The 22,668-nt window shown below is 39.3% G+C and carries 27 protein-coding genes and 1 riboswitch; of the genes, 21 read left to right on the forward strand and 6 right to left on the reverse strand.

The genetic code is table 11. The features are described 5' to 3' along the window. Positions 1-80 precede the first annotated feature (80 nt). Positions 81-563 (forward strand): transcription elongation factor GreA, encoded by a 483-nt coding sequence (greA, locus tag A6J31_RS10645; protein ID WP_002883697.1) that lies wholly within the window; start codon positions 81-83, stop codon positions 561-563. 167 nt (positions 564-730) lie between these two features. On the opposite strand, the gene yidC is transcribed toward greA, so the two are convergent. Together yidC and A6J31_RS10655 are read right to left on the reverse strand one after the other, a co-directional pair. Next, the gene (gene yidC / locus A6J31_RS10650) at positions 731-1,648 is read right to left on the reverse strand and encodes a membrane protein insertase YidC (protein WP_002886520.1); all 918 of its coding nucleotides are present in this window, start codon (positions 1,646-1,648) and stop codon (positions 731-733) included. 86 nt (positions 1,649-1,734) lie between these two features. Next, positions 1,735-2,013: an acylphosphatase gene (locus tag A6J31_RS10655; RefSeq protein WP_014633865.1), complete on the reverse strand. Its 279-nt coding sequence runs from the start codon at positions 2,011-2,013 to the stop codon at positions 1,735-1,737. Positions 2,014-2,115: 102 nt separating this feature from the next. On the opposite strand from A6J31_RS10655, the gene A6J31_RS10660 reads away from it, so the two are divergent. The 3 genes from A6J31_RS10660 (at position 2,116) to A6J31_RS10670 (ending at position 4,171) form a co-directional block, all read left to right on the forward strand. After that, positions 2,116-2,853 (forward strand): TrmH family RNA methyltransferase, encoded by a 738-nt coding sequence (locus A6J31_RS10660; RefSeq protein WP_080611175.1) that lies wholly within the window; start codon positions 2,116-2,118, stop codon positions 2,851-2,853. Between the two features lie 101 nt (positions 2,854-2,954). Continuing rightward, entirely contained in the window at positions 2,955-3,458 is a 504-nt protein-coding gene (locus tag A6J31_RS10665) for an HD domain-containing protein (RefSeq protein WP_002883682.1), read from the forward strand. Positions 3,459-3,481: 23 nt separating this feature from the next. Then, positions 3,482-4,171 (forward strand): Bax inhibitor-1/YccA family protein, encoded by a 690-nt coding sequence (locus A6J31_RS10670; protein ID WP_045771718.1) that lies wholly within the window; start codon positions 3,482-3,484, stop codon positions 4,169-4,171. Positions 4,172-4,208: 37 nt separating this feature from the next. Here the strand turns inward: A6J31_RS10670 and A6J31_RS10675 are convergent, their stop codons facing one another. After that, positions 4,209-5,345 carry a DUF5105 domain-containing protein gene (locus tag A6J31_RS10675; RefSeq protein WP_080611177.1) on the reverse strand — a complete coding sequence of 379 codons (1,137 nt, stop codon included), beginning with the start codon at positions 5,343-5,345 and terminating at the stop codon, positions 4,209-4,211. A 136-nt stretch (positions 5,346-5,481) separates the two neighbouring features. Here A6J31_RS10675 and A6J31_RS10680 point away from each other — a divergent pair, with 136 nt between their 5' ends. Next, entirely contained in the window at positions 5,482-6,735 is a 1,254-nt protein-coding gene (locus A6J31_RS10680) for a diaminopimelate decarboxylase (protein ID WP_080611179.1), read from the forward strand. Positions 6,736-6,768: 33 nt separating this feature from the next. On the opposite strand, the gene A6J31_RS10685 is transcribed toward A6J31_RS10680, so the two are convergent. Then, positions 6,769-7,311 (reverse strand): TetR/AcrR family transcriptional regulator, encoded by a 543-nt coding sequence (locus tag A6J31_RS10685; RefSeq protein WP_002883702.1) that lies wholly within the window; start codon positions 7,309-7,311, stop codon positions 6,769-6,771. Between the two features lie 245 nt (positions 7,312-7,556). Here A6J31_RS10685 and A6J31_RS10690 point away from each other — a divergent pair, with 245 nt between their 5' ends. From A6J31_RS10690 to yidD, 10 genes are all read left to right on the forward strand, one after another. Beyond that, positions 7,557-7,808, forward strand: coding sequence for a YneF family protein (locus A6J31_RS10690; RefSeq protein ID WP_002883695.1), 252 nt, complete (start codon positions 7,557-7,559; stop codon positions 7,806-7,808). Between the two features lie 63 nt (positions 7,809-7,871). Further along, positions 7,872-8,687, forward strand: a complete 816-nt coding sequence (gene racE, locus A6J31_RS10695; RefSeq protein ID WP_037598968.1) for a glutamate racemase — start codon at positions 7,872-7,874, stop codon at positions 8,685-8,687. After that, a complete protein-coding gene (locus A6J31_RS10700) occupies positions 8,680-9,654 on the forward strand; it encodes a nucleoside-triphosphate diphosphatase (protein WP_080611180.1) in 975 nt (324 codons plus the stop codon). The genes racE and A6J31_RS10700 overlap by 8 nt, the downstream gene beginning before the upstream one ends. Next, complete coding sequence (locus A6J31_RS10705) at positions 9,636-10,157, forward strand: metallophosphoesterase (RefSeq protein ID WP_080611182.1); 522 nt, start codon at positions 9,636-9,638, stop codon at positions 10,155-10,157. The genes A6J31_RS10700 and A6J31_RS10705 overlap by 19 nt, the downstream gene beginning before the upstream one ends. Further along, a complete protein-coding gene (gene cbpB, locus A6J31_RS10710) occupies positions 10,154-10,636 on the forward strand; it encodes a cyclic-di-AMP-binding protein CbpB (protein ID WP_002883680.1) in 483 nt (160 codons plus the stop codon). The genes A6J31_RS10705 and cbpB overlap by 4 nt, the downstream gene beginning before the upstream one ends. After that, positions 10,590-11,351, forward strand: coding sequence for a site-specific tyrosine recombinase XerD (gene xerD / locus A6J31_RS10715; RefSeq protein ID WP_060973154.1), 762 nt, complete (start codon positions 10,590-10,592; stop codon positions 11,349-11,351). The genes cbpB and xerD overlap by 47 nt, the downstream gene beginning before the upstream one ends. Beyond that, the gene (locus A6J31_RS10720) at positions 11,351-12,064 is read left to right on the forward strand and encodes a segregation/condensation protein A (protein WP_003092139.1); all 714 of its coding nucleotides are present in this window, start codon (positions 11,351-11,353) and stop codon (positions 12,062-12,064) included. The genes xerD and A6J31_RS10720 overlap by 1 nt, the downstream gene beginning before the upstream one ends. Beyond that, on the forward strand, positions 12,057-12,638 hold the full coding sequence (gene scpB, locus A6J31_RS10725) for an SMC-Scp complex subunit ScpB (RefSeq protein ID WP_002883678.1): 582 nt from the start codon (positions 12,057-12,059) through the stop codon (positions 12,636-12,638). The genes A6J31_RS10720 and scpB overlap by 8 nt, the downstream gene beginning before the upstream one ends. Positions 12,639-12,729: 91 nt before the next feature. Further along, on the forward strand, positions 12,730-13,455 hold the full coding sequence (locus A6J31_RS10730) for a pseudouridine synthase (RefSeq protein ID WP_002883686.1): 726 nt from the start codon (positions 12,730-12,732) through the stop codon (positions 13,453-13,455). Beyond that, entirely contained in the window at positions 13,455-13,703 is a 249-nt protein-coding gene (yidD, locus tag A6J31_RS10735) for a membrane protein insertion efficiency factor YidD (protein WP_013990033.1), read from the forward strand. The genes A6J31_RS10730 and yidD overlap by 1 nt, the downstream gene beginning before the upstream one ends. Before the next feature lie 22 nt (positions 13,704-13,725). On the opposite strand, the gene A6J31_RS10740 is transcribed toward yidD, so the two are convergent. Both A6J31_RS10740 and trkA read right to left on the reverse strand, forming a co-directional pair. Beyond that, positions 13,726-15,165: a TrkH family potassium uptake protein gene (locus A6J31_RS10740; RefSeq protein ID WP_049553980.1), complete on the reverse strand. Its 1,440-nt coding sequence runs from the start codon at positions 15,163-15,165 to the stop codon at positions 13,726-13,728. Between the two features lie 6 nt (positions 15,166-15,171). Next, positions 15,172-16,521 (reverse strand): Trk system potassium transporter TrkA, encoded by a 1,350-nt coding sequence (gene trkA / locus A6J31_RS10745; RefSeq protein WP_014633874.1) that lies wholly within the window; start codon positions 16,519-16,521, stop codon positions 15,172-15,174. A gap of 277 nt (positions 16,522-16,798) precedes the next feature. Between trkA and A6J31_RS10750 the strand changes: the two genes are divergently transcribed. From A6J31_RS10750 to A6J31_RS10775, 6 genes are all read left to right on the forward strand, one after another. Next, positions 16,799-17,308, forward strand: a complete 510-nt coding sequence (locus A6J31_RS10750) for a tRNA (cytidine(34)-2'-O)-methyltransferase (RefSeq protein ID WP_070655612.1) — start codon at positions 16,799-16,801, stop codon at positions 17,306-17,308. A 105-nt stretch (positions 17,309-17,413) separates the two neighbouring features. Continuing rightward, positions 17,414-17,536, forward strand: a riboswitch (FMN riboswitch). 80 nt (positions 17,537-17,616) lie between these two features. Then, on the forward strand, positions 17,617-18,174 hold the full coding sequence (locus tag A6J31_RS10755; protein ID WP_070849311.1) for an ECF transporter S component: 558 nt from the start codon (positions 17,617-17,619) through the stop codon (positions 18,172-18,174). A gap of 2 nt (positions 18,175-18,176) precedes the next feature. After that, positions 18,177-18,827: a phosphatase PAP2 family protein gene (locus tag A6J31_RS10760; RefSeq protein WP_073687416.1), complete on the forward strand. Its 651-nt coding sequence runs from the start codon at positions 18,177-18,179 to the stop codon at positions 18,825-18,827. 180 nt (positions 18,828-19,007) lie between these two features. Next, positions 19,008-19,907, forward strand: coding sequence for a helix-turn-helix transcriptional regulator (locus A6J31_RS10765; protein ID WP_073687415.1), 900 nt, complete (start codon positions 19,008-19,010; stop codon positions 19,905-19,907). Positions 19,908-20,081: 174 nt separating this feature from the next. Continuing rightward, positions 20,082-22,178, forward strand: coding sequence for a peptide cleavage/export ABC transporter (locus tag A6J31_RS10770; protein ID WP_080611183.1), 2,097 nt, complete (start codon positions 20,082-20,084; stop codon positions 22,176-22,178). A gap of 124 nt (positions 22,179-22,302) precedes the next feature. Next, on the forward strand, positions 22,303-22,635 hold the full coding sequence (locus tag A6J31_RS10775; protein ID WP_014633880.1) for a DUF805 domain-containing protein: 333 nt from the start codon (positions 22,303-22,305) through the stop codon (positions 22,633-22,635). Positions 22,636-22,668: the final 33 nt, after the last annotated feature.

A 22,668-nucleotide genomic window follows, 5' to 3' on the forward strand; every position in this document is an offset into this window, starting at 1 on the left:
ATTGGCTCATTAAAATCAAGCAAACGAATAGTGATTTTGATGATACAGCCAACGGCTCAAAAAATAGAAAAGAGAAAAAAATGGCAGAAAAAACATATGTAATGACACAAGCAGAGAAAGAACAACTTGAAGCGGAATTGGAGGAGTACAAACTCGTCCGTCGTCCAGAAGTTGTAGAACGTATTAAGATTGCACGTTCTTATGGTGACCTTTCAGAAAACTCTGAGTATGAAGCAGCCAAAGACGAGCAAGCCTTTGTTGAAGGACAAATTCAGATTCTTGAAACAAAAATTCGTTATGCAGAAATCGTTGATAGTGATGCTGTTGCTAATGACGAGGTTGCAATTGGTAAAACTGTTGTTGTTCAAGAAGTTGGTACAAACGACAAAGATACTTATCATATCGTTGGTGCAGCCGGTGCTGATATCTTCTCAGGTAAGATTTCAAATGAAAGCCCAATTGCTCAAGCTTTGATTGGTAAGAAAGTTGGCGACAAAGTCGCTATCGAATCACCAGCAGGTAGCTACTCTGTAGAAATCCTTAGTGTAGAAAAAACAGCCTAAGTGACTGTTGGCATTAAGGTGTCCAATATTTGAAACTAGTGGGAGTGAGACAAAACAGTTGTTCTGTCGCACTCCCTTTTTGGTTGCCGGCGTTATTAGGAGTTAGGCTAGTCTGAATTAATCTATAAGAAAAGCACTCTTGGTATTTGCCAAGAGTGCTTTGTAGCTTATTTACGATTTTGCTTACCGGCGTTACGGTTTTTCTTTGGTTTACTTGCAATTGCTTGAGTATTTTTTGGTGTCACATCTTTACGCTTGATTGGTGTTGTACGAGGTGCTTTTGGAGGGTTCTTTTTGAACTCTTCAGCAACTTTTTCTTTCAAGCGAGGTTTGATGATGTAGTTGGTAATCAACTGTTGGATAATAGAGAAGATACCACCAACAAACCAGTAGAGGATTACGGCTGCAGGTGAGCTAATACCAAAGAAAATCATCATGATTGGCATACTGTACATCGTCGCTGCCATTTGTTTACGTTGCTCTTCAGGAACTTGTTGAATAGACAACCAAGATTGGAAGTAGTAAAGAGCTGCGATGATGATAATCAATGGGAAGTCACGGTGACCAAGGTTAAACCAGAGGAAGTTATCTTGGAGTACACCAGGAGTGTAACGTGCTGCGTAGTAGAGTGCTGAGAAGAATGGGAACTGAATCAATAGAGGAAGACAGCCGACACCACCCATCAAGCTTAGACCGTTTTCACGCTGAGCTTGCATGAGTTCAGACTGGGCAGCCATTTTTTCTTCTTGAGTTTCGGCGTTACGCAAACGTTCGTTGATTGGTTCCAAGATAGGCGCAAGGTACTCACGTTTTGCTGATTGGTAGGCTGCGCTACGAGATTGGTGAAGACCAAGTGGCAAGATAATCAAACGAACAATGATGGTAACAAAGATAATACCAAGACCAAAGCCGAGACCAAGATTATCTGCGAAGTAGGTGATGACGTGGCTCATAGGGCGACCAAGGAGGTTCCAGACCCAACCAGTAGGATTACCAGACTTATCAAGGCTCACACATCCTGATAGGAAGAGTAGCATGCTGGCAGCAAGCCCCATCAGGGCTAGACGTTTTTGATTTTTATTCACAATATCATTCCTTTTGTTTTTTAGTTATACTTGTCTATTTTACCTTTTTTTAAGAAAGAGAACAAGCTAAAAACGGTGGCTTCCTCTTAATTAGCCATCCGAAAATCGCTGTAATTTGAGAAGTTTGCCATGGTCACATCGACATAGGTTACTTTAGACCATTTTGAAGGTCCTTTTCGAACTTCTTGAATAAACTTAGCTAACTTAGCAGGATTGTCTGACTGAGCTAGGATTTCAACAGTTCCATCGTCATTATTCCAAACCCGACCGTATATTTCTCCAATATCTAGTGCCAGAGCATAGGTTGAATAACGAAAACCAACACCTTGTACTCTTCCTGAGACTAATAATCGTACTTTTTGCATGGTCCATGACCTCCTTTTGAAAGCTCTTTCCTTTAGTATAATCCTTGCTATAAAGTCGGTCAAGTCCAAGATTTATCAAGGAATTTCTGGTATAATGAGTGTATGGAAATCATTCAATCAAAGCAAAATGCTAGCATTAAGTCTGCTAGAAAATTATTGCAGCGCAAGCACCGTAAAACTAGTTATCTTTTAGAAGGATGGCATCTTTTTGAGGAAGCAAAGGCAAGTGGTGCCGATATTCTTCAAGTTTTCGTGCTTGAGGAAATGGCTGATCGTGTGGCTAAGATAGCTAAGGTGAAGTTGGTTAGTCCGGAGGTGCTCAAGGAGCTCTGTGAAACTCAGACCCCCCAAGGGATTGTGGCAGAAGTTGCTAAACAATCCCAAGCTTTGCCAGAGTCTCTCTCAGGGAAGTATCTGCTCTTGGAGGATGTTCAGGATCCTGGCAATGTTGGAACAATGATTCGAACAGCAGATGCCGCAGGTTATGATGGAGTCTTTTTGTCAGACAGATCAGCTGATATTTATAATCAAAAGACCTTGCGTTCTATGCAGGGAAGTCATTTCCATCTTCCAATCTATCGTGGACCTATTCTTGACATGGTTGAGACTTGCAAAAAGCAAGGGGTACCCGTCTTGGCAACGACTCTCTCAGATGTTTCCGTTGACTATAAAGCAGTTAAGACAGATGGCAATTTTGCTTTAGTGATGGGAAATGAGGGGCAAGGAATTAGTCAGGATATGGCTAAGTCTGCTGATCAACTCGTACATATTAGCATGCCAGGTCAGGCGGAGAGTCTGAATGTTGCTGTTGCAGCAGGAATTCTCATGTTTAGTCTCTAGGTCTCAAGGATGATTTTAGGAGAAAACAACTGACTTTTAAAGTAATTTTAAGCACTAGTGGTATAATGAAGAAGCATTAGAAACATTAATGAGGTATTATTATGAAACGACCAGAAGATGATAAAGAATTCATGGAAGTTGTGGGACATTTGATTTCACACCCACGTTTTCAAAAATTGGATGGGATTGTACAGCACCATCATTCGACACGTTTAGAACACTCGGTTAATGTTAGTTACACCAGCTATAAGATTGCTAAAAAATTTGGCTGGGATGCCAAGAGTACTGCTCGAGGCGGTCTCTTACATGACTTTTTCTATTATGATTGGCGAGTGACTAAATTTAACAAGAGTCATGCTTGGGTACACCCACGTATTGCTGTTCGTAATGCTAGAAAGCTTGTTAATTTGAACAAAAAAGAAGAGGATATTATCCTCAAGCATATGTGGGGAGCAACGATTGCACCGCCGAAGTATAAGGAATCTTATATTGTTACTATGGTGGATAAGTATTGGGCGGTTAAAGAAGCAGCGACACCCTTACGAAATCGAATTAAAAATCGTAAGTTTTTCCGTCGTAAGACCCTACAAAGCCACCACCAATAATTCATTATTTTTAGGAGATAACTATGGAATCAAATGCAATTTATACGACTAGTGATGCGGGCTTAAGCCGCTTTTTCGGAAAGATTTATGGCCTTGTTGGTATGGGAGTGGGACTTTCAGCAGTCATTTCTTATCTGATGCTCTTCCCTCTCTCTCATGTTTTTGTCAATATTCTCATGAATCATTCTTGGGTTTACATGGCAGCCCTCTTTTTAGAGTTTGGTTTGGTCTTTTTGGCTAGCGGTGCTGCACGAAGAAATACACCTGCAGCCCTACCTTTATTTTTGGTTTATTCCGCTTTGAATGGATTTACACTTAGTTTTATCATCGTTCAATACACGCAAGCTATAGTTTTTCAAGCTTTCCTTAGCACTGCCATTGTTTTCTTTATCATGGCCCTTATCGGAGTTAGCATTAAGCGAGACCTATCAGGCATGGCTAAGTTCCTTATGGCAGCCTTGATTGGGATTATTGTGGCTAGCTTGATTAATATTTTCTTTGCAAGTAGCATGATGAGTTTTGTGATTAGTATTGTATCAATTCTTATTTTCTCTGGTTTAATTGCCTACGATAACCAGTTGATTAAAAAGGTTTACTACGGTGCCAATGGTCAAGTCACAGATGGATGGGCAGTTTCTATGGCACTTAGTCTTTACTTGGATTTCATTAACTTATTCTTGAATATCTTGCGACTCTTTGCTAGACGTAATTAGTAAAAAAATCAGCCACCTGGCTGATTTTTTTTAATGTCTAATAGTTTTTTGTAATTGTCCCTTGCTGACCTGTGTAAGCGTAGAAGAGTGGGTAGTACTCCCATTTTCCGACATAGCTATCTTTATCTGGGAAGGCCCACTTGTCGTCTTTTTTAGTAAGCTCGACTGAGTAATTATCAAAGATATTTGTTCCTTCTGTCTTTGGTGCTGATGGGCTTACTTCTTTGATTGAATTCGGTAGGTAAGTTTCCATGTAGTATTGTCTTGTTAGTTGGTCGACATTTCCAGCGTTGGCACCATTGCTTTGTAGGTAGTTTTTAAGGTCATCTGTGAGATTTGGGTGATTAGCACCATAGGCATCGTCTGCAGCTTTCATACTGATAGTTGACATGCTGACGTTAAACTCTGCTTTATCTTTAGCGACGATAATGTTATCAACAGTGTAGCTACCGCGTTCACGGTTAGCAGTTTGGACCCAACCAAAAACTTTTGGAATTTCATCACCGGTTGGTTTGATATGATCAGTATCATCATAGCTGTATTGAAGGCTATCTGAGAAATATTGGTTAAGTTCGCCCTTGGCTTTATCCAAGTCGTTAGAAACAAATTTGCTGTAGTCTTTGCTTTCACCACCTAGAAGAACTGCATTGAAATAAGCGTCAATAGCCTTTTTAACATTGGTAGTTGTTTTACCATCGAAATCTTTTAGGCTAGTAGAAACTGTTTGTCCCTCTGTTTTCTCATCTTTTGATTCAAAATAGAGTTTATAGCTTTCATTGTTGTTAACTTCGAAAAAGAGTGAGACAGTCTTGTAGTCGTCAGCTTCAAGCTTTCCAAAGTCATCTGTAGCGTCCTCTACGTTCTTATTTTTATTGAAGAGAGTAGGTAGGTCGCCCTTATCGAGCTTGCTTGCTGTAACTTTTTTACCATCTTTATCTTTGAGGTAGAATTGTTTAGCAGATGTTTTGAGCTCATTTTCCATATCTTCCGAAGTATTCTCGAGTTTGAATGAAACTTCGACTAGGGTTTGGTCATCCTTGAGCTTGAGGTCGCTTCCTGACATATAGACAATATCGTTAACAGAAAGCTTGGCATCAAGTTTTGGCTTGGCACATGCTGAGAGCGTTAAGATGGCTGCTAGAGCAAGAGCCCCAGAGTAAAGATATTTTTTCATAAATAATCCCCCATTATTTTATTTAGGTTATAGGTCTATTGTATCATGAAATATGCCTTGAGATTATTAGAAAATTGGGTTTCAAGCCTTTTCTTATGCTATAATAGGATTACTATTGTAAAAAATGGAGAATCAAATGACAAAAACACCTTTTATTACGGCTGATAAACTTGAACAAATCACTGCAGAATTTCCAACACCTTTCCATCTTTACGATGAAAAAGGTATTCGTGAAACAGCGCGTGCAGTTAACGCAGCCTTTTCGTGGAATCCAGGTTTTAAAGAATTCTTTGCTGTAAAAGCTACACCTAATCCAGCAATCCTCAAAATCTTGAAGGAAGAAGGGTGTGGCGTCGATTGTGCGACCGATACAGAGCTTGTCATGAGTAAGAAAATTGGTTTTGATAGTAGCGCCATTAGCTTTACGTCTAATGATACACGTGCAGAAGAGTTTGTTTACGCTCGTGATATTAATGCGACAATTAACCTTGATGCTTACGAAGATATCTTTTTCTTGCAAGAGGCTGCAGGACTTCCTGAAACCCTTTCTTTGCGCTTTAACCCAGGGGGCGTCTTCTCTCTCGGTACTGATATCATGGATCATCCTGAAGAATCAAAATTTGGGATGACTAAGGAACAGCTCTTCAAAGGCTATGCTTACCTTAAAGAAAAAGGAGTGAAATCATTCGGCTTGCATGCTTTCTTAGCATCAAATACAGTAACGAATGAGTATTACCCAACCTTGGCTGCTCAACTGTTTGAATTGGCGGTAGAAATCAAGAATGAACTTGGTGTTAGTCTTGACTTTATCAACTTATCAGGTGGTGTTGGAGTGGACTACACACCAGCCAATAAACAAAATGATATTGCCGTTATCGGTGAAGGGGTTCATGCTAAATTTGATGAAATCCTTGTTCCGAATGGTCTTGGACATATCAGTATTTACACTGAACTTGGGCGTTTCATGACAGCACCTCATGGCCTTGTCGTTACTAAGGTTCTTCATATTAAGGACACTTATCGTCGCTATGTTGGTGTAGATGCTTCTGCGGTTAACTTGCTCCGTCCAGCTATGTACGATGCCTACCATCACATCACGAATATGACTAATCCAGATGGTGATATTCAAGTAGTTGATGTGACAGGCTCGCTTTGTGAAAATAATGATAAGTTTGCTAAGAACCGTGAATTGCCAGAAGCTCGTATTGGAGATACCTTGGTTATCCACGATACAGGTGCTCATGGTTTCTCAATGGGTTACAACTATAACGGACGTCTTCGTTCTGCAGAAATTCTCTACCAAGAAGATGGCACAGCTCGTATGATTCGTCGTGCAGAGACGATGAATGATTACTTTGCCACTCTTGATGGTTTTGATTTTGATATTTAACAAAAAAATAAGCTAGGCCTTAAAGGCTCTAGCTTATTTTACTTTAATGATGACAGCTTCAAGAATGATATCGGCTAACTCCTCAGGGGATTCGATACAGCCTTCTTTGAGCCATAGTGTTAAAATGGTAACAATGGTGCTAACATAAACTTCCAATGAATATTTGGCAGGGATATGATAGCTTTGTTCCATGAGCTCTGTAACATTTTCAATATCAGAGTTAAGGATAGTCTCGATAATGAATTCACGAATCATCTCATTGATGTTTGGAATGTGTGTCATCAAGGTGAGACAGAGTTTTTGATTTTCCTTAAGATATCGTAGCATTTCAGTGACAACACCCTCTTGGTAGGTCATGTCTTCCTGAAGAATACTTGAGATTTTATCTAAAATCTTTGAGAAGGTTGTTTCAACCAAATCTTCCTTATTTGAATAGTAGTAGTAGAAGGTCGGTCTGCTGAGATTTGCCTTCTTGATGATATCTGTGATGCTGATTTGTTCGAGTGAACTCTCCTCTAAGAGTTCAATAAATGCGTTGACAATTTTTCGTTCGGAAATAGTTGCTTCCTTGAGCATAAATAAACCCCTTTATATAAACATAATAATAATTCCACAACCTATATAATAACCTATTTTTGTTCTAGAAATCTTACAAGTCCTTTACAGTTGTAAGTGAAAAATACTGAAAGTCTCATTTTATCGGTATTTTAAACGAAAAAACTATTTTTCTAGACGTTTTTAAGAATCAACGTCTTATTTGTCAGTAGGGGCCATTTTTGCTATAATATAAGGTAAATCAACGTTATAGGAGAAATGAATTTATGAACACCGTCCTTTGGATTATTCTTGTTTTTGTAGCCCTTTTGGGTGGTTTTTATGGAGGCGCTTACTTCGCCCGCAAACAAATGGAGAAAGAATTGGCTGAAAATCCTCGTTTGAATGTGGACGCTGTTCGTACCATGATGTCAGCTGCGGGTCAAAAACCAAATGAAGCAAAAGTGCGTCAAACATATAACCAAATTATCAAACAACAAAAACAAGCACTTGCAGATAGCAAGAAAAAGAAAAAATAATGGTGGGGAGCTGGGACGTGAATCTCAGCTTTTTACATGTAACCTAGGGGATAAGGAGGCAAGATGGATAATCGACCTATAGGATTTTTAGATTCTGGTGTCGGAGGACTGACGGTGGTACGTGAACTTAAACGTCAGTTGCCTCACGAGTCTATTGTTTATATTGGTGACTCTGCTAGGGCACCGTATGGTCCTAGACCAGCAGAACAAATCAGAGAGTATACCTGGCAGTTGGTTAAATTCCTTCTGACCAAAGATGTAAAGATGATTGTTATTGCCTGTAATACAGCAACGGCAGTAGTTTGGGAGGAAATCAAAGGAGCCTTGGATATCCCAGTGCTAGGTGTGGTTTTGCCTGGTTCTAGTGCAGCTATTAAGTCTAGCCAGTCGGGTCATATTGGCGTCATTGGGACTCCAATGACGATTGCCTCTAACATCTATGAACAAAAAATTAAGCATTTGGCACCACAAATGAATGTCTTGAGTTTATCTTGTCCTCGCTTTGCCCCTATTGTTGAATCCAATGAAATTAACTCAAGTGTGGCTAAAAAGATTGTTTATGAAAGCATGGCACCCTTAGTCGGTAAGGTAGATACCTTGGTTTTGGGTTGCACCCATTACCCACTTTTACGTCCTATCATCCAAAATGTTATGGGGCCAAGTGTCAAGCTAATTGATAGCGGAGCTGAAACAGTTCGTGATGTTTCTGTTTTGCTCAATTACTTTGAAATTAATCGTAGCCGTGAAGTCGAAGACAAGACGGAAGAATATTACACCACAGCTAGTGTGCTAGGTTTTAAAGAAATCGCAGAACAATGGCTGGGTGAAGAAGTTGCTGTCCAACATGTCGATTTGGACAAGGAGTTAGAAAATGACTAAATCAATTTTTGAATATAAAGACGAACAAGACTGGTATTTGGCTAGTTTAGGAAGCTACAATCACTTGACTTGTTTTGGTGGTGATGAGGCCTATGAGCAATTTGTTGACTTTTTCCAAGCCTTGACTAACGTTTTGGCTGTTAGTGGCCTTCAGTTACATATTGCTAAACATTCTTCAGACCTTCGCTTAGTATCCTTTATTTTGGATTGCTTGAAAGAGGAAACTGGTCGTGACTTAGCTGTTACGCAACATCAAGGGGCTTTGGTAGTTAGTGAAGGAGATAAGCTTGTCTATGTGCATGTTCCTAGAGAAGGTGTCACCTTGAGTGATTTCTTTGGTTCTGATAATAAATCAGACTTTGGTGATGTCCTATTGATTGCGACACGCAATGAAGGAAAAACCAAGGAATTTCGTAAACTATTTGGAAAACTAGGCATTAAAGTAGAGAATCTTAATGATTATCCAGATCTTCCTGAAGTTGCCGAAACGGGTATGACCTTTGAAGAAAATGCACGCTTGAAGGCGGAAACCATTTCTGAATTAACTGGTAAAATGGTCCTTTCAGATGACTCTGGTTTGCAGGTAGATGTTCTTGGAGGTTTACCAGGAGTTTGGTCTGCACGCTTTGCAGGTCCTGATGCTACGGATGCTGAAAATAATGCTAAATTATTGCACGAGCTGGCTATGGTGCTTGATGATAGCAAACGTACTGCGAACTTCCATACGACCCTAGTTGTTGCAGCCCCTGGATGTGATAGTTTGGTTGTTGATGCCGACTGGAAGGGTTATATTGGCCGAGAACCTAAAGGTGACAATGGTTTTGGTTATGATCCACTCTTTTTAGTTGGTAATACGGGTAAAACGGCAGCAGAGCTTTCTGCAGAAGAGAAAAATGAACAATCTCACCGTGGACAAGCTGTTAAGAAACTTATGGAGGTCTTCCCAGCATGGCAGAAAAAACAATAATCGTAATGAGCGACTCCCATGGAGAACGTGATATTATAGTAGATATAAAAAATCGTTATCAAGGGAAGGTAGATGCTATTTTCCACAACGGAGATTCTGAGTTAGAATCAAGTGATCCTGTTTGGGACGGTATCCATGTGGTTCGTGGTAACTGTGATTATGATTCAGGTTATCCAGAACGTTTGGTCGTTAAACTTGGTGATGTGATTATTGCACAAACACATGGTCATCTTTATGGCATTAATTTTACCTGGGACAAGTTAGATCTTTGGGCGCAACAAGAGGATGCAGATATTTGTCTCTATGGCCACTTGCATGCGGCAGCAGCTTGGCGAAATGGTAAGACAGTGTTTATCAACCCAGGTTCTGTTTCGCAGCCACGTGGGCCTATCCATGAGAAACTTTATGCTAAGGTGATTATAAACAGTGCAAAAATTCGTGTAGAATATTACACACGTGACCATGAACTTTATTCAGAACTTACACAGGAATTTGAACGATGATTGCTAAAGAATTTGAAGATTTTTTGTTGGCTCATTTAGATAATTATTTAATTCCATCAGATCAGGTTGCTATTTTTATTGATAGTCACAACGCTGATCATGTGGTCTTGCTTTTGACAAGCAATGGTTATTCGCGCGTTCCCGTTTTGACTAAGGATAAGCACTATCTTGGGACCATATCTTTGACAGATATTAAGCGTTATCAAGATGAACATAACTTGCAAGAGTGGGAGATGGTTAACCGTGATATCGGGCCGATGACATCAGATGTCGTGGAAACAGTGGAAGATAATGCCAATCTAAATGAGGTAATGCATAAGCTAGTTAATAATCCTTTCCTTCCTGTGGTTGACAGCCAAGGTATTTTCAAAGGAATTATCACACGAAAATCGATTCTAAAGGCGGTTAATAGCCTCTTACATGACTTTACACATGACTATATCATCATTCCAAAAACAACTGACAACTCAGATCACTGATTTTCTGGCTACTAAGATCATTTCGGAGAGTTCAAAGCAAGCTTATGCTTATGATCTTAAGCAGTTTGCAACATCGATTTCAGGACAAATTGATCAAACCAGTCTTAAGCTCTATGAAAACCAACTGAAGGAATGGAAGCCATCTGTACAAAAGCGTAAGCGCTCTGCGGTCAATCAATTTTTGCTATACCTCTATCAAAAGGGTGAATTAGAGAAATTTTTCAAACTATCAGAGAAGGTTACGATACCTTCTCAGGAGGATAAGTTGCGAATACTGGATCTTTCATCGCTTTATGAGGGGCGTGAAGGGGTTGGTAAGCTGGCTTGTCTGCTGATTCTAGAGTTGGGGCTCTTACCTTCAGAGATTTTGGAGTTGGACTGGGCCGATATTGACTTGGATTTTGGTGTTGTAACTGTGGCCAAGGGAAGCACTAAGCGTGTTCTCAGACTTGAAGCAGATGTGAAACAGTATTTGTTGGCTATTAAAGATGTGAACAGTCAGGGCTTGCTTTTGGGTAAGGTATATACTCGACAATGGCTGTATAAGCAAATCCAGACTTATGTTAGTGACTGTGGCTTATCGAATGTAACCGCTCAAGTCTTGCGTCAGCAATTTATTCTTAGACAGATTGAAAAGGGAACGGGCGCCTTTGAACTTGCTCGTTTACTGGGACTAAAAAGTCCAGTGACCTTGGAGAAATACTATAAAACCTAATGGATATTAAGTTAAAAGATTTTGAGGGGCCACTGGATTTGTTGCTCCATCTGGTTTCTAAGTATGAGGTAGACATTTACGATGTTCCCATTGTTGAGGTTATCGAGCAATACTTGGCTTATTTGGCAACCTTGCAAGCCATGAAGCTTGAAGTTGCTGGGGAATATATGCTTATGGCTAGTCAGCTCATGCTGATTAAGAGTCGTAAGCTTCTGCCCACAGTGGTGGAAGCTGAGCCTGAAGCAGATGATCCAGAACTAGAGCTCTTGAGTCAATTGGAAGAATATGCACGCTTCAAAGCAGCTAGTCAAGAGTTGGCTAAGCAGCATGAGGTACGAGCTCAGTATTTTTCAAAACCAAAAGTTGAATTGGTTTATGAAGATGTGACGCTGAATCAGGATAAGACCATTCAAGACATTTTCTTGGCTTTTTCAAAAATCATGGCTGAAAAGCAGGAAGAAATTCGTCGCAATCACACGACCATTGCGCGTGACGATTATAAGATTGAAGACATGATGTTGATTATTGAGGAAGCATTCGGCTCAAAAAATGAGCTACATTTAGATGAACTTTTCACAGATGCTAAAGATATGAATCAAGTAATTACCCTCTTTTTGGCAACTCTTGAATTGATTAAGGTACATCGCATATCAGTACAGCAGGAAACAATTTTTGGTACAATCACATTAAGAAAGGAATGGACGAATGAGTAGTCACTTAGCACGATTAGAAGCTTTACTTTTTGTGGCTGGTGAAGATGGTCTTAGTCTACGTGCTATGGCACAGCTTTTGGAAATGCCAGTGACGGGTCTGACTCAGTCCTTGGAGAAATTACAAGCCAAGTACGAGGCAGACGAGGATTCAGCTCTTTGTTTATTGGAATCGTCAAATACCTATAAGCTGGTGACTAAGCCAGATTTTGCAAGTCTCCTTCGTGACTATTCTAAAACGCCTATTAACCAGAGTCTATCACGAGCGAGTCTTGAGGTCCTCTCTATAGTTGCTTATAAACAGCCTATTACACGTGCTGAAGTCGATGACATCAGAGGTGTTAATTCTAGTGGTGCTATTGCTAAACTTCAGGCCTTTGATCTCATTCAAGAGGCTGGTAAAAAAGATGCTGTCGGTCGTCCTAACTTATATGCGACTACTGATTATTTCCTAGACTATATGGGAATTAACAGTTTAGACGAACTTGTGGCGATTGACCAACTAGAACTTGAAGAGCAGGAAACAAGTCTCTTTAGGGAAGATGCTTCAGAAGAGCTTGAGGACTCGGACAATTAAGAGTAAACCTTGTTGAAACTAATCATTAAAAATAAAGAAACATAGCAGAGATGCTAGGTAGAAAGGATACAGCTTAAGCTGTAGAAAAAGAATGCGAATTAATAAATATATTGCCCACGCTGGTGTGGCCAGCCGTCGTAAGGCTGAGGAACTGATTAAAGAAGGTCGTGTGACCCTAAATGGGAAGACCGTTACGGAATTGGCAACCATTGTCAAAAATGGTGACATTGTTGAGGTAAATGGTAGTCCAATTTATAATGAAGAGAAGGTCTATTATCTTCTTAATAAACCACGAGGGGTTATTTCTTCGGTGTCTGATGAGAAAAATCGTAAGACGGTGATTGACCTTATGCCCCACGTTAAGGAACGTATCTATCCTGTTGGTCGTCTTGACTGGGATACGACTGGTCTTCTTATTTTGACTAATGATGGTGACTTTACCGATAAAATGATTCACCCACGTAATGAGATTGACAAGGTTTATTTGGCGCGTGTCAAAGGTATTGCGACCAAGGAGAACCTCCGTCCATTAACTCGTGGTGTGGTCATTGATGGCAAGAAAACCAAGCCAGCACGTTACAATATTATCAAAGTTGACCATGAAAAGAATCGTTCAGTTGTCGAATTGACAATTCATGAAGGGCGTAACCACCAGGTTAAGAAAATGTTTGAATCAGTGGGCTTGCTCGTTGATAAGTTGTCTCGTACACGTTTTGGGACCCTTGATTTGACAGGTCTTCGTCCAGGTGAATCACGCCGTCTAAATAAGAAAGAAATCAGCCAGCTTCATAACGCTGCTGTCAATAAGGTCAAATAATGAAAAGATTTCTGATTGCCTTGGTCAGGGCTTATCAGAGATGGATTTCTCCCCTATTTCCACCGTCTTGTCGTTTTCGTCCAACTTGTTCGGTTTATATGATCCAAGCAATAGAAAAGCACGGCTTAAAGGGAGTTCTTATGGGGATTGCCCGTATCTTAAGATGTCACCCTTTATCAGAGACTGGAGATGATCCAGTGCCAGATTATTTTAGTCTAAAACGTAATAAAACTCCTTTGGATAAATGAATCCAAAGGAGTTTTTCTATGCTTAAGTTTTTGACCAAGTTTTTGGTAGGAAGAGGAGTAGTAAAGGATAGATTTCCAAACGTCCTGCAATCATAGCAAATCCCATGATAAGCTTAGATAAAGGACTGAAAATAGCAAAGCTATCAGTCGTTCCAAGTAATGGTCCAATGTTGTTAAAGGTTGAAGCAGCAGCACTTGTCACAATCAAGAGGTCTTGATTATCCAGTGACAAAACAGTGACTAAACTTAGTATAATGAGTACATATACAGCTAGATATTTAAGAACACTGTGCTGAGTTTCTTTATCGAGAACACTTCCATTAATATGAAGTGACAGGATACGATTAGGATAGAGGCTAGCTAGGGTCTGATTTCGTGCAATCTTAGCAATAATCATAGCACGGATAACCTTGAAACCACCAGCTGTAGACCCTGCTGACCCCCCGATAAACATCAGGAGGAGTAGGATATACTGAGAAAAGAGTGGCCATTTGGTAATATCTGTCAGACCAAAACCAGTTGTTGTGATAATGGTTGACACTTCGAAAAATGAGTATTTGAAAGAGTCAGCCAAATTGTGGTAGATTCCAAAAATATTGAGGATAATCAAACCAGTTGAAATAGCCACAATCGCAAAGTAGGTACGTAGTTCTTCATCTTGGAAGAAAAACTTAATTTTACGAAGTAGAATATAAAAGTAAAGGTTGAAGTTAACCCCAAAGAGTAGGGTACCAACAGTAACCACATAGGTAATTAGATCGCTGTGGTAGTGGGCGATAGAGTCGTTATAGACAGCAAATCCCCCAGTACCTGCGCCCCCCATAGCAGTGATGATACTATCAAAGATTGGCATACCGCAAAGCCAGAGAATAACAGCAAAAATAACGAACATGGTTAAATAGATGATGTAAAGAATTTGAGCTGTATTTTTGAGCTTGGCCACGACCTTACCAAAAACTGGACCAGGCACCTCTGCACGCATAACCTCATGGTGACCATTTTTACTGTTGTTCATGATGGCTAGGGCAAAGACCAATACCCCCATCCCTCCAATCAAGTGGGCGAAGCTTCGCCAGAAGAGGAGGGAGTGGGTGAGTACTCCAGTATCTGTGAGAATAGTAGCCCCCGTGGTTGTAAAACCAGAGCTCATCTCGAAGAAGGCATCAATGACACTTGGAATCTGACCGGCAAAGACGAAGGGCAATCCTCCAAAGAAGGACCAGAGCACCCAACAGAGGGCTACAATAAGCATCCCTTCTTTGGTGTAAATATGGTAGTTCTTCGGTTTAAAGAGAGTACCAAGCACTCCGAGAAAGAGGAGAATCCCCATCGTACCCAAGATGCTGGCAAATACTTTGGCATCTTCATGATAAATGAGGGCAACGATAAGTGGTACAACCAAGAGAGCAGCCTCAATAAGCAGGAGCTTGGCAATAAGAAAACGGACAATAGATCGATTCATGGCAGCTTACCTCTTCAACAAGTCGTAAATATGAGTTACATTTTGTAAGAGTGTAACGATCACGATTTTATCCCCAATAGCGAGTCTGTCTTCTCCCGTTGGGAAAATAGATTTTCCATTGCGGATAATAGCAGCGATAAGGACACCATTAGCAAATTCAAGCTCAGAAAGTTTCTTCCCAGCGATTTTGTTGTTTTCCTTAATTTGGAATTGCAAGGTTTCGATACGACCATTAGCCACATGGTGAAGGGCATCGAGGCTAGAATCTTTAGCATTATAACGCCCACGGACAAAGTGCATTACAGTGTCAACGGCAATACTCTTAGGTGTGACAATTGTTGTTGTCTCACGTGTATCGATAATCTCTAAAAGACTGGTACGATTGACTTTAGTAATATTCTTGTGAATACCAAGGCTTTCGAGGAACATAGAGGTGATGATATTTTCCTCATCTACTCCAGTTAGGGTAGCTACGGCATCATAACTGGCTGCACTTTCCTCGAGAAGAAGGTCTTTAGCAGTACCGTCACCTAAGATAACAGAAACTTCAGGGAAGACCTGACTAAAGGTTTGTGCACGGTCCATTTTTTGCTCAATCAATTTGACCTTAATACGATTGTTTTTCAAGATATTGAGCAAGTAGTAGGAGATACGTCCAGCACCAATCAACAAAAGTTTTTTGATACTTTTTGGCTTGATGTAACTGTGGAAAAGTGCCATATCAACACGTTTACCAGTGACATAAATTTTATCCCCAATTTGCATGGTAGCATTCCCATCTGGAATGATGAGTTCACCTTGACGGTCAATCGTACAAACTAGGATATTGCCGAATTTCTTACGGAATTGCTCCATTGTCATACCAGACAATTGGCTATTTTCAGTGACTTTAAATGCCATAAGAATAACGCGTCCGTTAGCAAAAGTTTCTACTGATAGAGCATTTGGAAATTCAACCGTATTGGCAATATAGCGAGCGGTTAAAAGTTCAGGGTTTACGACTAATGAGAAGCCAAGGAAGTTTTTATCCTTGAAATAAGCATTTGAGTATTCTGGGTTACGCACACGAACAATGGTTTCTTTGGCACCCATTTGTTTAGCCAGAACGGCTGAAATCATGTTTACTTCATCTTTATCAGTCATCGCGATAAAGACATCGCAGTTACTAACCTCGGCTTGTTCCAGAATTTTAAAATTAGCCCCATTTCCAGCAAAGCCCATAACATCATAACGTTTGCTGAGGCGTTTGAGGACCTCTTCCTTTTCTTCAATTAAAATAACATCGTGCTTCTCTTCAACAAGAGAACGGCAGAGTGCGGTACCGACTTTACCGGCACCTACGACAATAATACGCATGAGTTACCTCCAAATAATCATTACTATGATACTCTATTTTAGCGGAAAAATCATCCTTTTCAGCTAGCTTTATCAACTATTCCTATTTAAGGGAATAAAGGTAAAATTTTTCTTTAAATAGTCTTGACTTTTAGACTAAAAGTGCTAGAATATATTCAAAGATTCGTTATTTTAAATCTAACCTGTCATGATTTAAGCTAATGAACGTCCACAACCATGTCGTCTGCTGAGCTTGACTCCGGGCGACATGGTATTTTTTATGTCTAGGAGAATTGAGATGTCACGTAATCATATTGTCTTGTTTGAACCTCGTATTCCACAAAACACCGGAAATATTGCACGTACCTGTGCAGCGACTAATAGCCCTCTTCATATCATCCGTCCTATGGGCTTTCCAATTGATGACAAGAAAATGAAACGTGCAGGTCTGGACTACTGGGATAAGCTTGACATCACTTATTATGACAATTTGGCAGATTTCATGTCCAAAAATCAAGATGGTCGTTTGCATCTAGTCACAAAGTTTGCGGATAAGACCTATTCAGACGAGAATTATGCTGATGGCGGGGACCACTATTTTATGTTTGGTCGTGAAGATACGGGTCTGCCTGAAGATTTTATGCGTGAGCATCCTGAAAAAGCTATTCGTATTCCGATGAATGATGAACATGTGCGTAGTCTAAATGTGTCCAACACTGTTTGTATGATTGTTTACGAAGCACTTCGTCAGCAACAGTTTGAGGGCTTGGAGCTGAGTCATCGTTATCAGCATGACAAGTTAAAATAGAGGTCTATTTTCTCTTATAAGAGTATCTATAGTCATTGACTATCAACAGATTAGAAATCCATAATTTGAGAACCTTGTCACCAAGGTTTTTTTATGTTATTCTTAAAAGGTCTTCAGGGCAGGGTGAAACTCCCGACCGGCGGTGATTCTATAGATAAGTCCGCGAGCGCAAGCTGATGAGGTGTGATTCCTCAACCGACAGTATAGTCTGGATGGAAGAAGACCAGTCTTTTTGCGTAGGCTTTTTTGGCATAGGCAAATCCATTGGGAACTTCTTTCAAATTGTTAAAATTTGGAGGAATTTTTTTATGACAAACACACGTAAATTGGCTTACATTGCCATTTTATCCGCAGTTTCATTCTTGTTGCTTTATTTTTCATTTCCATTGATTCCAGCAGCAGACTTTTTGAAGGTTGATTTTTCAATCCTTCCTGTTCTTATTGCCTTGGTTATCTTTGATTTTAAGAGTGCCATTGGTGTTCTCTTGCTTCGTTCATTGTTGAAGCTTTTGCTAAACAATGGTGGTCCAGGATCAATGATTGGACTTCCTATGAATTTCGTTGCTCTAGGAGTCTTTGTTTGGGGCCTAAGCTATTTTTGGAAGAAAAATCAAACAAGCAAGAATTATATTCTTGGTTCTGTTGTAGGAACTGTCTTGCTTACAGTTGTTATGGTTATTCTTAACTATATTTATGCAGTACCACTCTATGCTAAATTTGCCAACTTCGATATTGCGCAATTCATAGGTCTCTATAAATACCTTTTCGCTATGGTAGTACCTTTCAATGTACTTCAAGGATTGATTTTTGCGGTAGCCTTTGCTCTTATTTATGCTCCGCTTAAGTCTATTCTAGTAAAATTATAAATATGAAACACAAACACACACATTATATTTATGCTTCTTTTGCCTTATTGTTATTTGTTGCTCTCGGTTACATGGTTAAGTTCTATCCTGAAGCCTTAACAGGATTTGATAGCAACATTCAAACTTGGGTTCGAGGAGACTTACCAGTAGGATTGACACGCTTTTTTAAAACGATTACCATACTTGGGAATACGCCCGTACAGGCTATTATTGCAATCGTAGCAGTAATCTGGCTTTATCTACGTCAGTATAAAGCAGAAGCTATCTTTGTAGGAGCCAGTGGGCTTCTCGCTAGTATCTTGATTGTAAGTTTAAAGTATATTTATCAGCGTCAACGCCCATCAATTACGCATTTAGTGCATGCTAGTGGTTATTCTTTCCCTAGTGGTCACTCTTTGGGAACTTTTATGATTCTTGGAGCAATTGCCATTGTTCTTGCTCAGCGTTTGGCGAAAAAAGAATCTAAAATAGTAGTTTATGGTATTACTGGGCTTCTGATTTTCCTTGTTGGACTTTCGCGTATTTATGTGGGTGTTCATTATCCAACAGATGTTTTAGCTGGCTTTACCTTAGCCTTTGCTTTGCTTAATGCTATCTATCCAACTTATGACCGCATTCGCTTTGAATGGCGATTCCAAAGTAAACAGAAATAAAACAAACATGTAGTTTTTGAACTGCATGTTTTTTTGATGCAAAGGAAGGCCCTTCTTATATAAAATGTATAAAAATAGCTTTTTTTGACTAATATTCTGTTAAAATCATATTAACTGTATATTAATTATATTACAGTTGTGATATAATATTTTTAAATTTTTGAAATAAAGGAGAGTCTCTTGAACATAAAAGACAGCATTGGACTAAGAATCAAAACTGAGCGTGAACGTCAGCAGATGTCACGTGAAGTGCTATGTTTAGATGGTGCGGAATTGACTGTGCGTCAGTTAATTCGCATTGAAAAAGGGGAGTCGCTCCCGTCTTTGGATAAATTATCTTATATTGCAAAACGTCTAGGAAAAAATATGGCCGATTTATTGGATCATGACAATATTACCATTCCTGACGAATATTATGAGATGAAGAATCGTTTGATTAAGTTTCCAACGTACAGAAATCCAGAAAGAATAAAGGCTAAACTTGCCTTAATTGAGGAAGTCTATGAGAAATTCTTTGAACTTCTGCCAGAAGAAGAGTTGTTAACTCTAGATATTTTGGAAAATATTTTGAGTTTTACTAATTGGGAGGAGAGCCCAAAGGTTGAAGAAATATATGAAGACTTGTTTGAACAAGTCAAAAGGAAGAAGAAATTCTTAACTAACGATTTATTAGTTATTGACTATTATTTCTTCCATCTCTATGGAAGAAAACAGTTTGACAAAAAACTTTTTGAAAGGATTGTAAAGAGAGTATTAAATCAGGAAATTTGGACAGACGATGTCTATAATATTGTTTTATTTAATGATTTGATGGCTATCGCTGCTTTGAAGATTTTTCACAATTCCTTTTCAGACTTCTTAACAGTTGTGGATAAAGCATTAGCCGTTATAGAAAAATCACAATTCTATAGCTATAAACCTAGTGTTTTTGTTCTCAAAGCTAAATATGAACTTCTGCATAAGGGAAATAAGAAAAAGGCTGCAGAGAATTACGATAAGGCCATAATGTTTGCTTCCGTTTTAGAAGACTCGGTTTTAGAAGAAAGTATAAGAGCAGGGAAAGCGGCAGATGGTTTATAGAAATGGTGGTGACATAAATGTCACTACTTTTTTAATGGTTAAATGTTTACTATAGAAACATAAATAACAGTTAAAAGGAGTTTTATTTTGAAAAAACTAAAATTATTTACACTATTCTCACTACTTATCACTATCTTGCCTTATTTCACAGGTTGTCTTTAATAAGGAGTCACCATGTCAAAATATCCATATATTTCACAGGTTGATCAGCGTGATTGTGGTGTCGCTGCCTTGGCCATGATTCTTAAACACTATGGTTCATCTTATAGTTTAGCTTATTTGCGGGAGTTGGCTCAGACTTCTCGTGAAGGCACTTCTGCGCTTGGTTTGGTTGAAGCGGCCAAGCAGTTGGGCGTTGAAACTCAGGCTATTCGTGCGGATTTAGACTTGTTTAAACAAGAAAGCCTATCTTATCCTTTTATTGCACATGTGGTTAAAGAAGGTGGATTGCAACATTATTATACGGTGTTTGGTCAAATCAAGGGGAAGCTTGTTATTGGTGATCCAGATCCTAGCAAGAAGGTCATTAAAATGCCCTTAGAGGAGTTTGCCAAAGAGTGGACGGGAGTTGCTCTCTTTTTTGTTCCAGGAGAAACTTACACTAAATACAAAGAAGATGTGCCTGGGCTTCTTTCATTTTTACCAATTTTGTTTCGTCGTAAGGGTTTGATTGCAGTTATTGTCTTGTTAAGTTTTCTAGTGACCCTTGTTAATATTATTGGTTCTTATTATTTGCAATCTATTATTGACCGCTTGATTCCTCAGGAGGCCTACACTCTTCTAACCATGATTTCGCTAGGCCTATGTATCTCTTATCTAGCTCAACAAGTATTTACTTTTTTCAAAGATTATCTTCTACATCGATTGGGGAATTACTTGTCCATTGCTGTCATTCTTCCTTATATTAAGCATGTCCTTTCCTTACCTATTAGTTTCTTTAGTTCACGTCGTACTGGTGAAATAACGTCACGTTTTGGCGATGCTAACACTATTATCGATGCTCTAGCTTCAACGATTTTATCGATTTTCCTAGATGTGACCATTGTGATGACTCTAGCTGTGGCTCTTATTTTACAAAATCAGTCACTTTTTGTGATGACTCTCACGGTAGTGCCTCTTTATGTTTTAATCATTTTGGCCTTCTATAAGCTTTTTGAAAAGGAAAATTATCAATTGATGGAGGCAAATAGTCAGGTCAATACCGCTGTTATTGATGATTTGCGAGGCATTGAAACCTTAAAATCCTTGAGAGTTGAAGAAAGACGCTATCAGGAAATTGAGGTGAAATTCCATGACTATTTGAAGAAGTCTTTGTCTAAGGCCAAGTGGCAATTAACACAGGATGGTTTAAAGACAGGGGTTCAGTTAGTTTCCAATGTCTTTATCCTATGGTATGGGGCACAATTGGTCATGGAAGGACAGCTATCTGCAGGTCAGTTGATTACCTATAATATGTTGCTGAATTATTTTACAACTCCTTTAATTAATATTATCAATCTCCAATCTAAAATTCAGCAAGCCAAAGTAGCCAATAATCGTCTTCAAGAAGTTTATGTTGTGGATAAGGAAGAAAAAGGAAAACTTAAAGAGTTATCCTTTAAACAACTTGCTCTTAAGGGTGTTAGTCACCGTTTTAGTTATCAGCAAGAGACGCTTAGTAAGATTGATTTAACGATTCATAAGGGGGAGAAAATCGCCCTCATGGGTAAAAGTGGATCTGGGAAAACGACCTTGGCTAAAATGTTGTCGGGTTATTACACAAAATCTAGTGGTCATGTAACCCTAGATAAAGATGCTATTAGCCATGCGGAGCTGCGTCAAATGGTGACTTACGTTCCCCAGCAGACCTATGTGTTTACAGGCACTATTTTAGAAAATCTGCTATTAGGATTTGAAGGAGAAGTTGACGAGAAAAAGCTTCTTAAAGTTTGCCAACAAGCTGATATCTTAGAGGATATTCAAAAAATGCCACTAGGTTTTCAGACCCAAGTATCTGAAGATGGTGGTCTATCTGGTGGTCAAAAACAACGCTTGGCGATAGCGAGAGCCCTCTTGTCCCAGCAGCCTATCTTGATTTTTGACGAAGCTACCAGTGGTCTCGATAGTGATACTGAAAGCAGGGTCATGGCTAATCTTGCTAAGATTAAACGAACAATGATTTTTATTGCTCACCGCAATAGTGTTCGTCAACATGTCGGTCGTGTGGTGACCATGGTGAGTGGCCAGATTGAGTCGGACAGTCCTAATTTCAATCCATTCCAGTTTATTTAAAATAATCTTCCTATTATATATGTAGAATTATATATGTAGAAAACTTAAGTAGTCTAAATATTCACATCTTGCACCTATCTCCTTAATATAGTATACTGGTAGCATACTATTAAGAGGTGTAAACATGTTAGAGGCATATAAAAATTTTTGGTTAGGCTATATTGATTTTTATGGTCGTACAAAACGATCAGACTATTGGTGGGTTGTCTTGATTAATGGAGTTATTGGTACTTTAATTTTCCTACTGATGGACTTCCTTGGAGAAACAAAGGCTGCTGGCTTTACATTAACAGCTTTCATTTTATTTATAGCAGCAACGGCGCTTCCTACCATTTCTATGCAGATTCGTCGTCTACGTGATGCCAATTTCAATGTTGCATGGATTGTATTAAAAGCGACACCACTCCTGGTAGTGCTTTGGGTGATGTATGCCTTTCCTACAAGAGATTCAAAATAACTTCAATATAAAAAGAGTGAAACTAGTTAATCT

Source organism: Streptococcus sp. FDAARGOS_192 (assembly GCF_002073815.2).
Classification (GTDB): Bacteria; Bacillota; Bacilli; order Lactobacillales; family Streptococcaceae; genus Streptococcus; species Streptococcus salivarius_H.

Coding starts and splice junctions, on each gene's coding strand:
- greA (WP_002883697.1), top strand. CDS start 81: ATGGCAGAAAAAACATATGTAATGACACAAGCAGAGAAAGAACAACTT.
- A6J31_RS10655 (WP_014633865.1), bottom strand. CDS start 2,013: ATGCAAAAAGTACGATTATTAGTCTCAGGAAGAGTACAAGGTGTTGGT.
- A6J31_RS10660 (WP_080611175.1), top strand. CDS start 2,116: ATGGAAATCATTCAATCAAAGCAAAATGCTAGCATTAAGTCTGCTAGA.
- A6J31_RS10665 (WP_002883682.1), top strand. CDS start 2,955: ATGAAACGACCAGAAGATGATAAAGAATTCATGGAAGTTGTGGGACAT.
- A6J31_RS10670 (WP_045771718.1), top strand. CDS start 3,482: ATGGAATCAAATGCAATTTATACGACTAGTGATGCGGGCTTAAGCCGC.
- A6J31_RS10675 (WP_080611177.1), bottom strand. CDS start 5,345: ATGAAAAAATATCTTTACTCTGGGGCTCTTGCTCTAGCAGCCATCTTA.
- A6J31_RS10680 (WP_080611179.1), top strand. CDS start 5,482: ATGACAAAAACACCTTTTATTACGGCTGATAAACTTGAACAAATCACT.
- A6J31_RS10685 (WP_002883702.1), bottom strand. CDS start 7,311: ATGCTCAAGGAAGCAACTATTTCCGAACGAAAAATTGTCAACGCATTT.
- A6J31_RS10690 (WP_002883695.1), top strand. CDS start 7,557: ATGAACACCGTCCTTTGGATTATTCTTGTTTTTGTAGCCCTTTTGGGT.
- racE (WP_037598968.1), top strand. CDS start 7,872: ATGGATAATCGACCTATAGGATTTTTAGATTCTGGTGTCGGAGGACTG.
- A6J31_RS10700 (WP_080611180.1), top strand. CDS start 8,680: ATGACTAAATCAATTTTTGAATATAAAGACGAACAAGACTGGTATTTG.
- A6J31_RS10705 (WP_080611182.1), top strand. CDS start 9,636: ATGGCAGAAAAAACAATAATCGTAATGAGCGACTCCCATGGAGAACGT.
- cbpB (WP_002883680.1), top strand. CDS start 10,154: ATGATTGCTAAAGAATTTGAAGATTTTTTGTTGGCTCATTTAGATAAT.
- xerD (WP_060973154.1), top strand. CDS start 10,590: ATGACTATATCATCATTCCAAAAACAACTGACAACTCAGATCACTGAT.
- A6J31_RS10720 (WP_003092139.1), top strand. CDS start 11,351: ATGGATATTAAGTTAAAAGATTTTGAGGGGCCACTGGATTTGTTGCTC.
- scpB (WP_002883678.1), top strand. CDS start 12,057: ATGAGTAGTCACTTAGCACGATTAGAAGCTTTACTTTTTGTGGCTGGT.
- A6J31_RS10730 (WP_002883686.1), top strand. CDS start 12,730: ATGCGAATTAATAAATATATTGCCCACGCTGGTGTGGCCAGCCGTCGT.
- yidD (WP_013990033.1), top strand. CDS start 13,455: ATGAAAAGATTTCTGATTGCCTTGGTCAGGGCTTATCAGAGATGGATT.
- A6J31_RS10740 (WP_049553980.1), bottom strand. CDS start 15,165: ATGAATCGATCTATTGTCCGTTTTCTTATTGCCAAGCTCCTGCTTATT.
- trkA (WP_014633874.1), bottom strand. CDS start 16,521: ATGCGTATTATTGTCGTAGGTGCCGGTAAAGTCGGTACCGCACTCTGC.
- A6J31_RS10750 (WP_070655612.1), top strand. CDS start 16,799: ATGTCACGTAATCATATTGTCTTGTTTGAACCTCGTATTCCACAAAAC.
- A6J31_RS10755 (WP_070849311.1), top strand. CDS start 17,617: ATGACAAACACACGTAAATTGGCTTACATTGCCATTTTATCCGCAGTT.
- A6J31_RS10760 (WP_073687416.1), top strand. CDS start 18,177: ATGAAACACAAACACACACATTATATTTATGCTTCTTTTGCCTTATTG.
- A6J31_RS10770 (WP_080611183.1), top strand. CDS start 20,082: ATGTCAAAATATCCATATATTTCACAGGTTGATCAGCGTGATTGTGGT.
- A6J31_RS10775 (WP_014633880.1), top strand. CDS start 22,303: ATGTTAGAGGCATATAAAAATTTTTGGTTAGGCTATATTGATTTTTAT.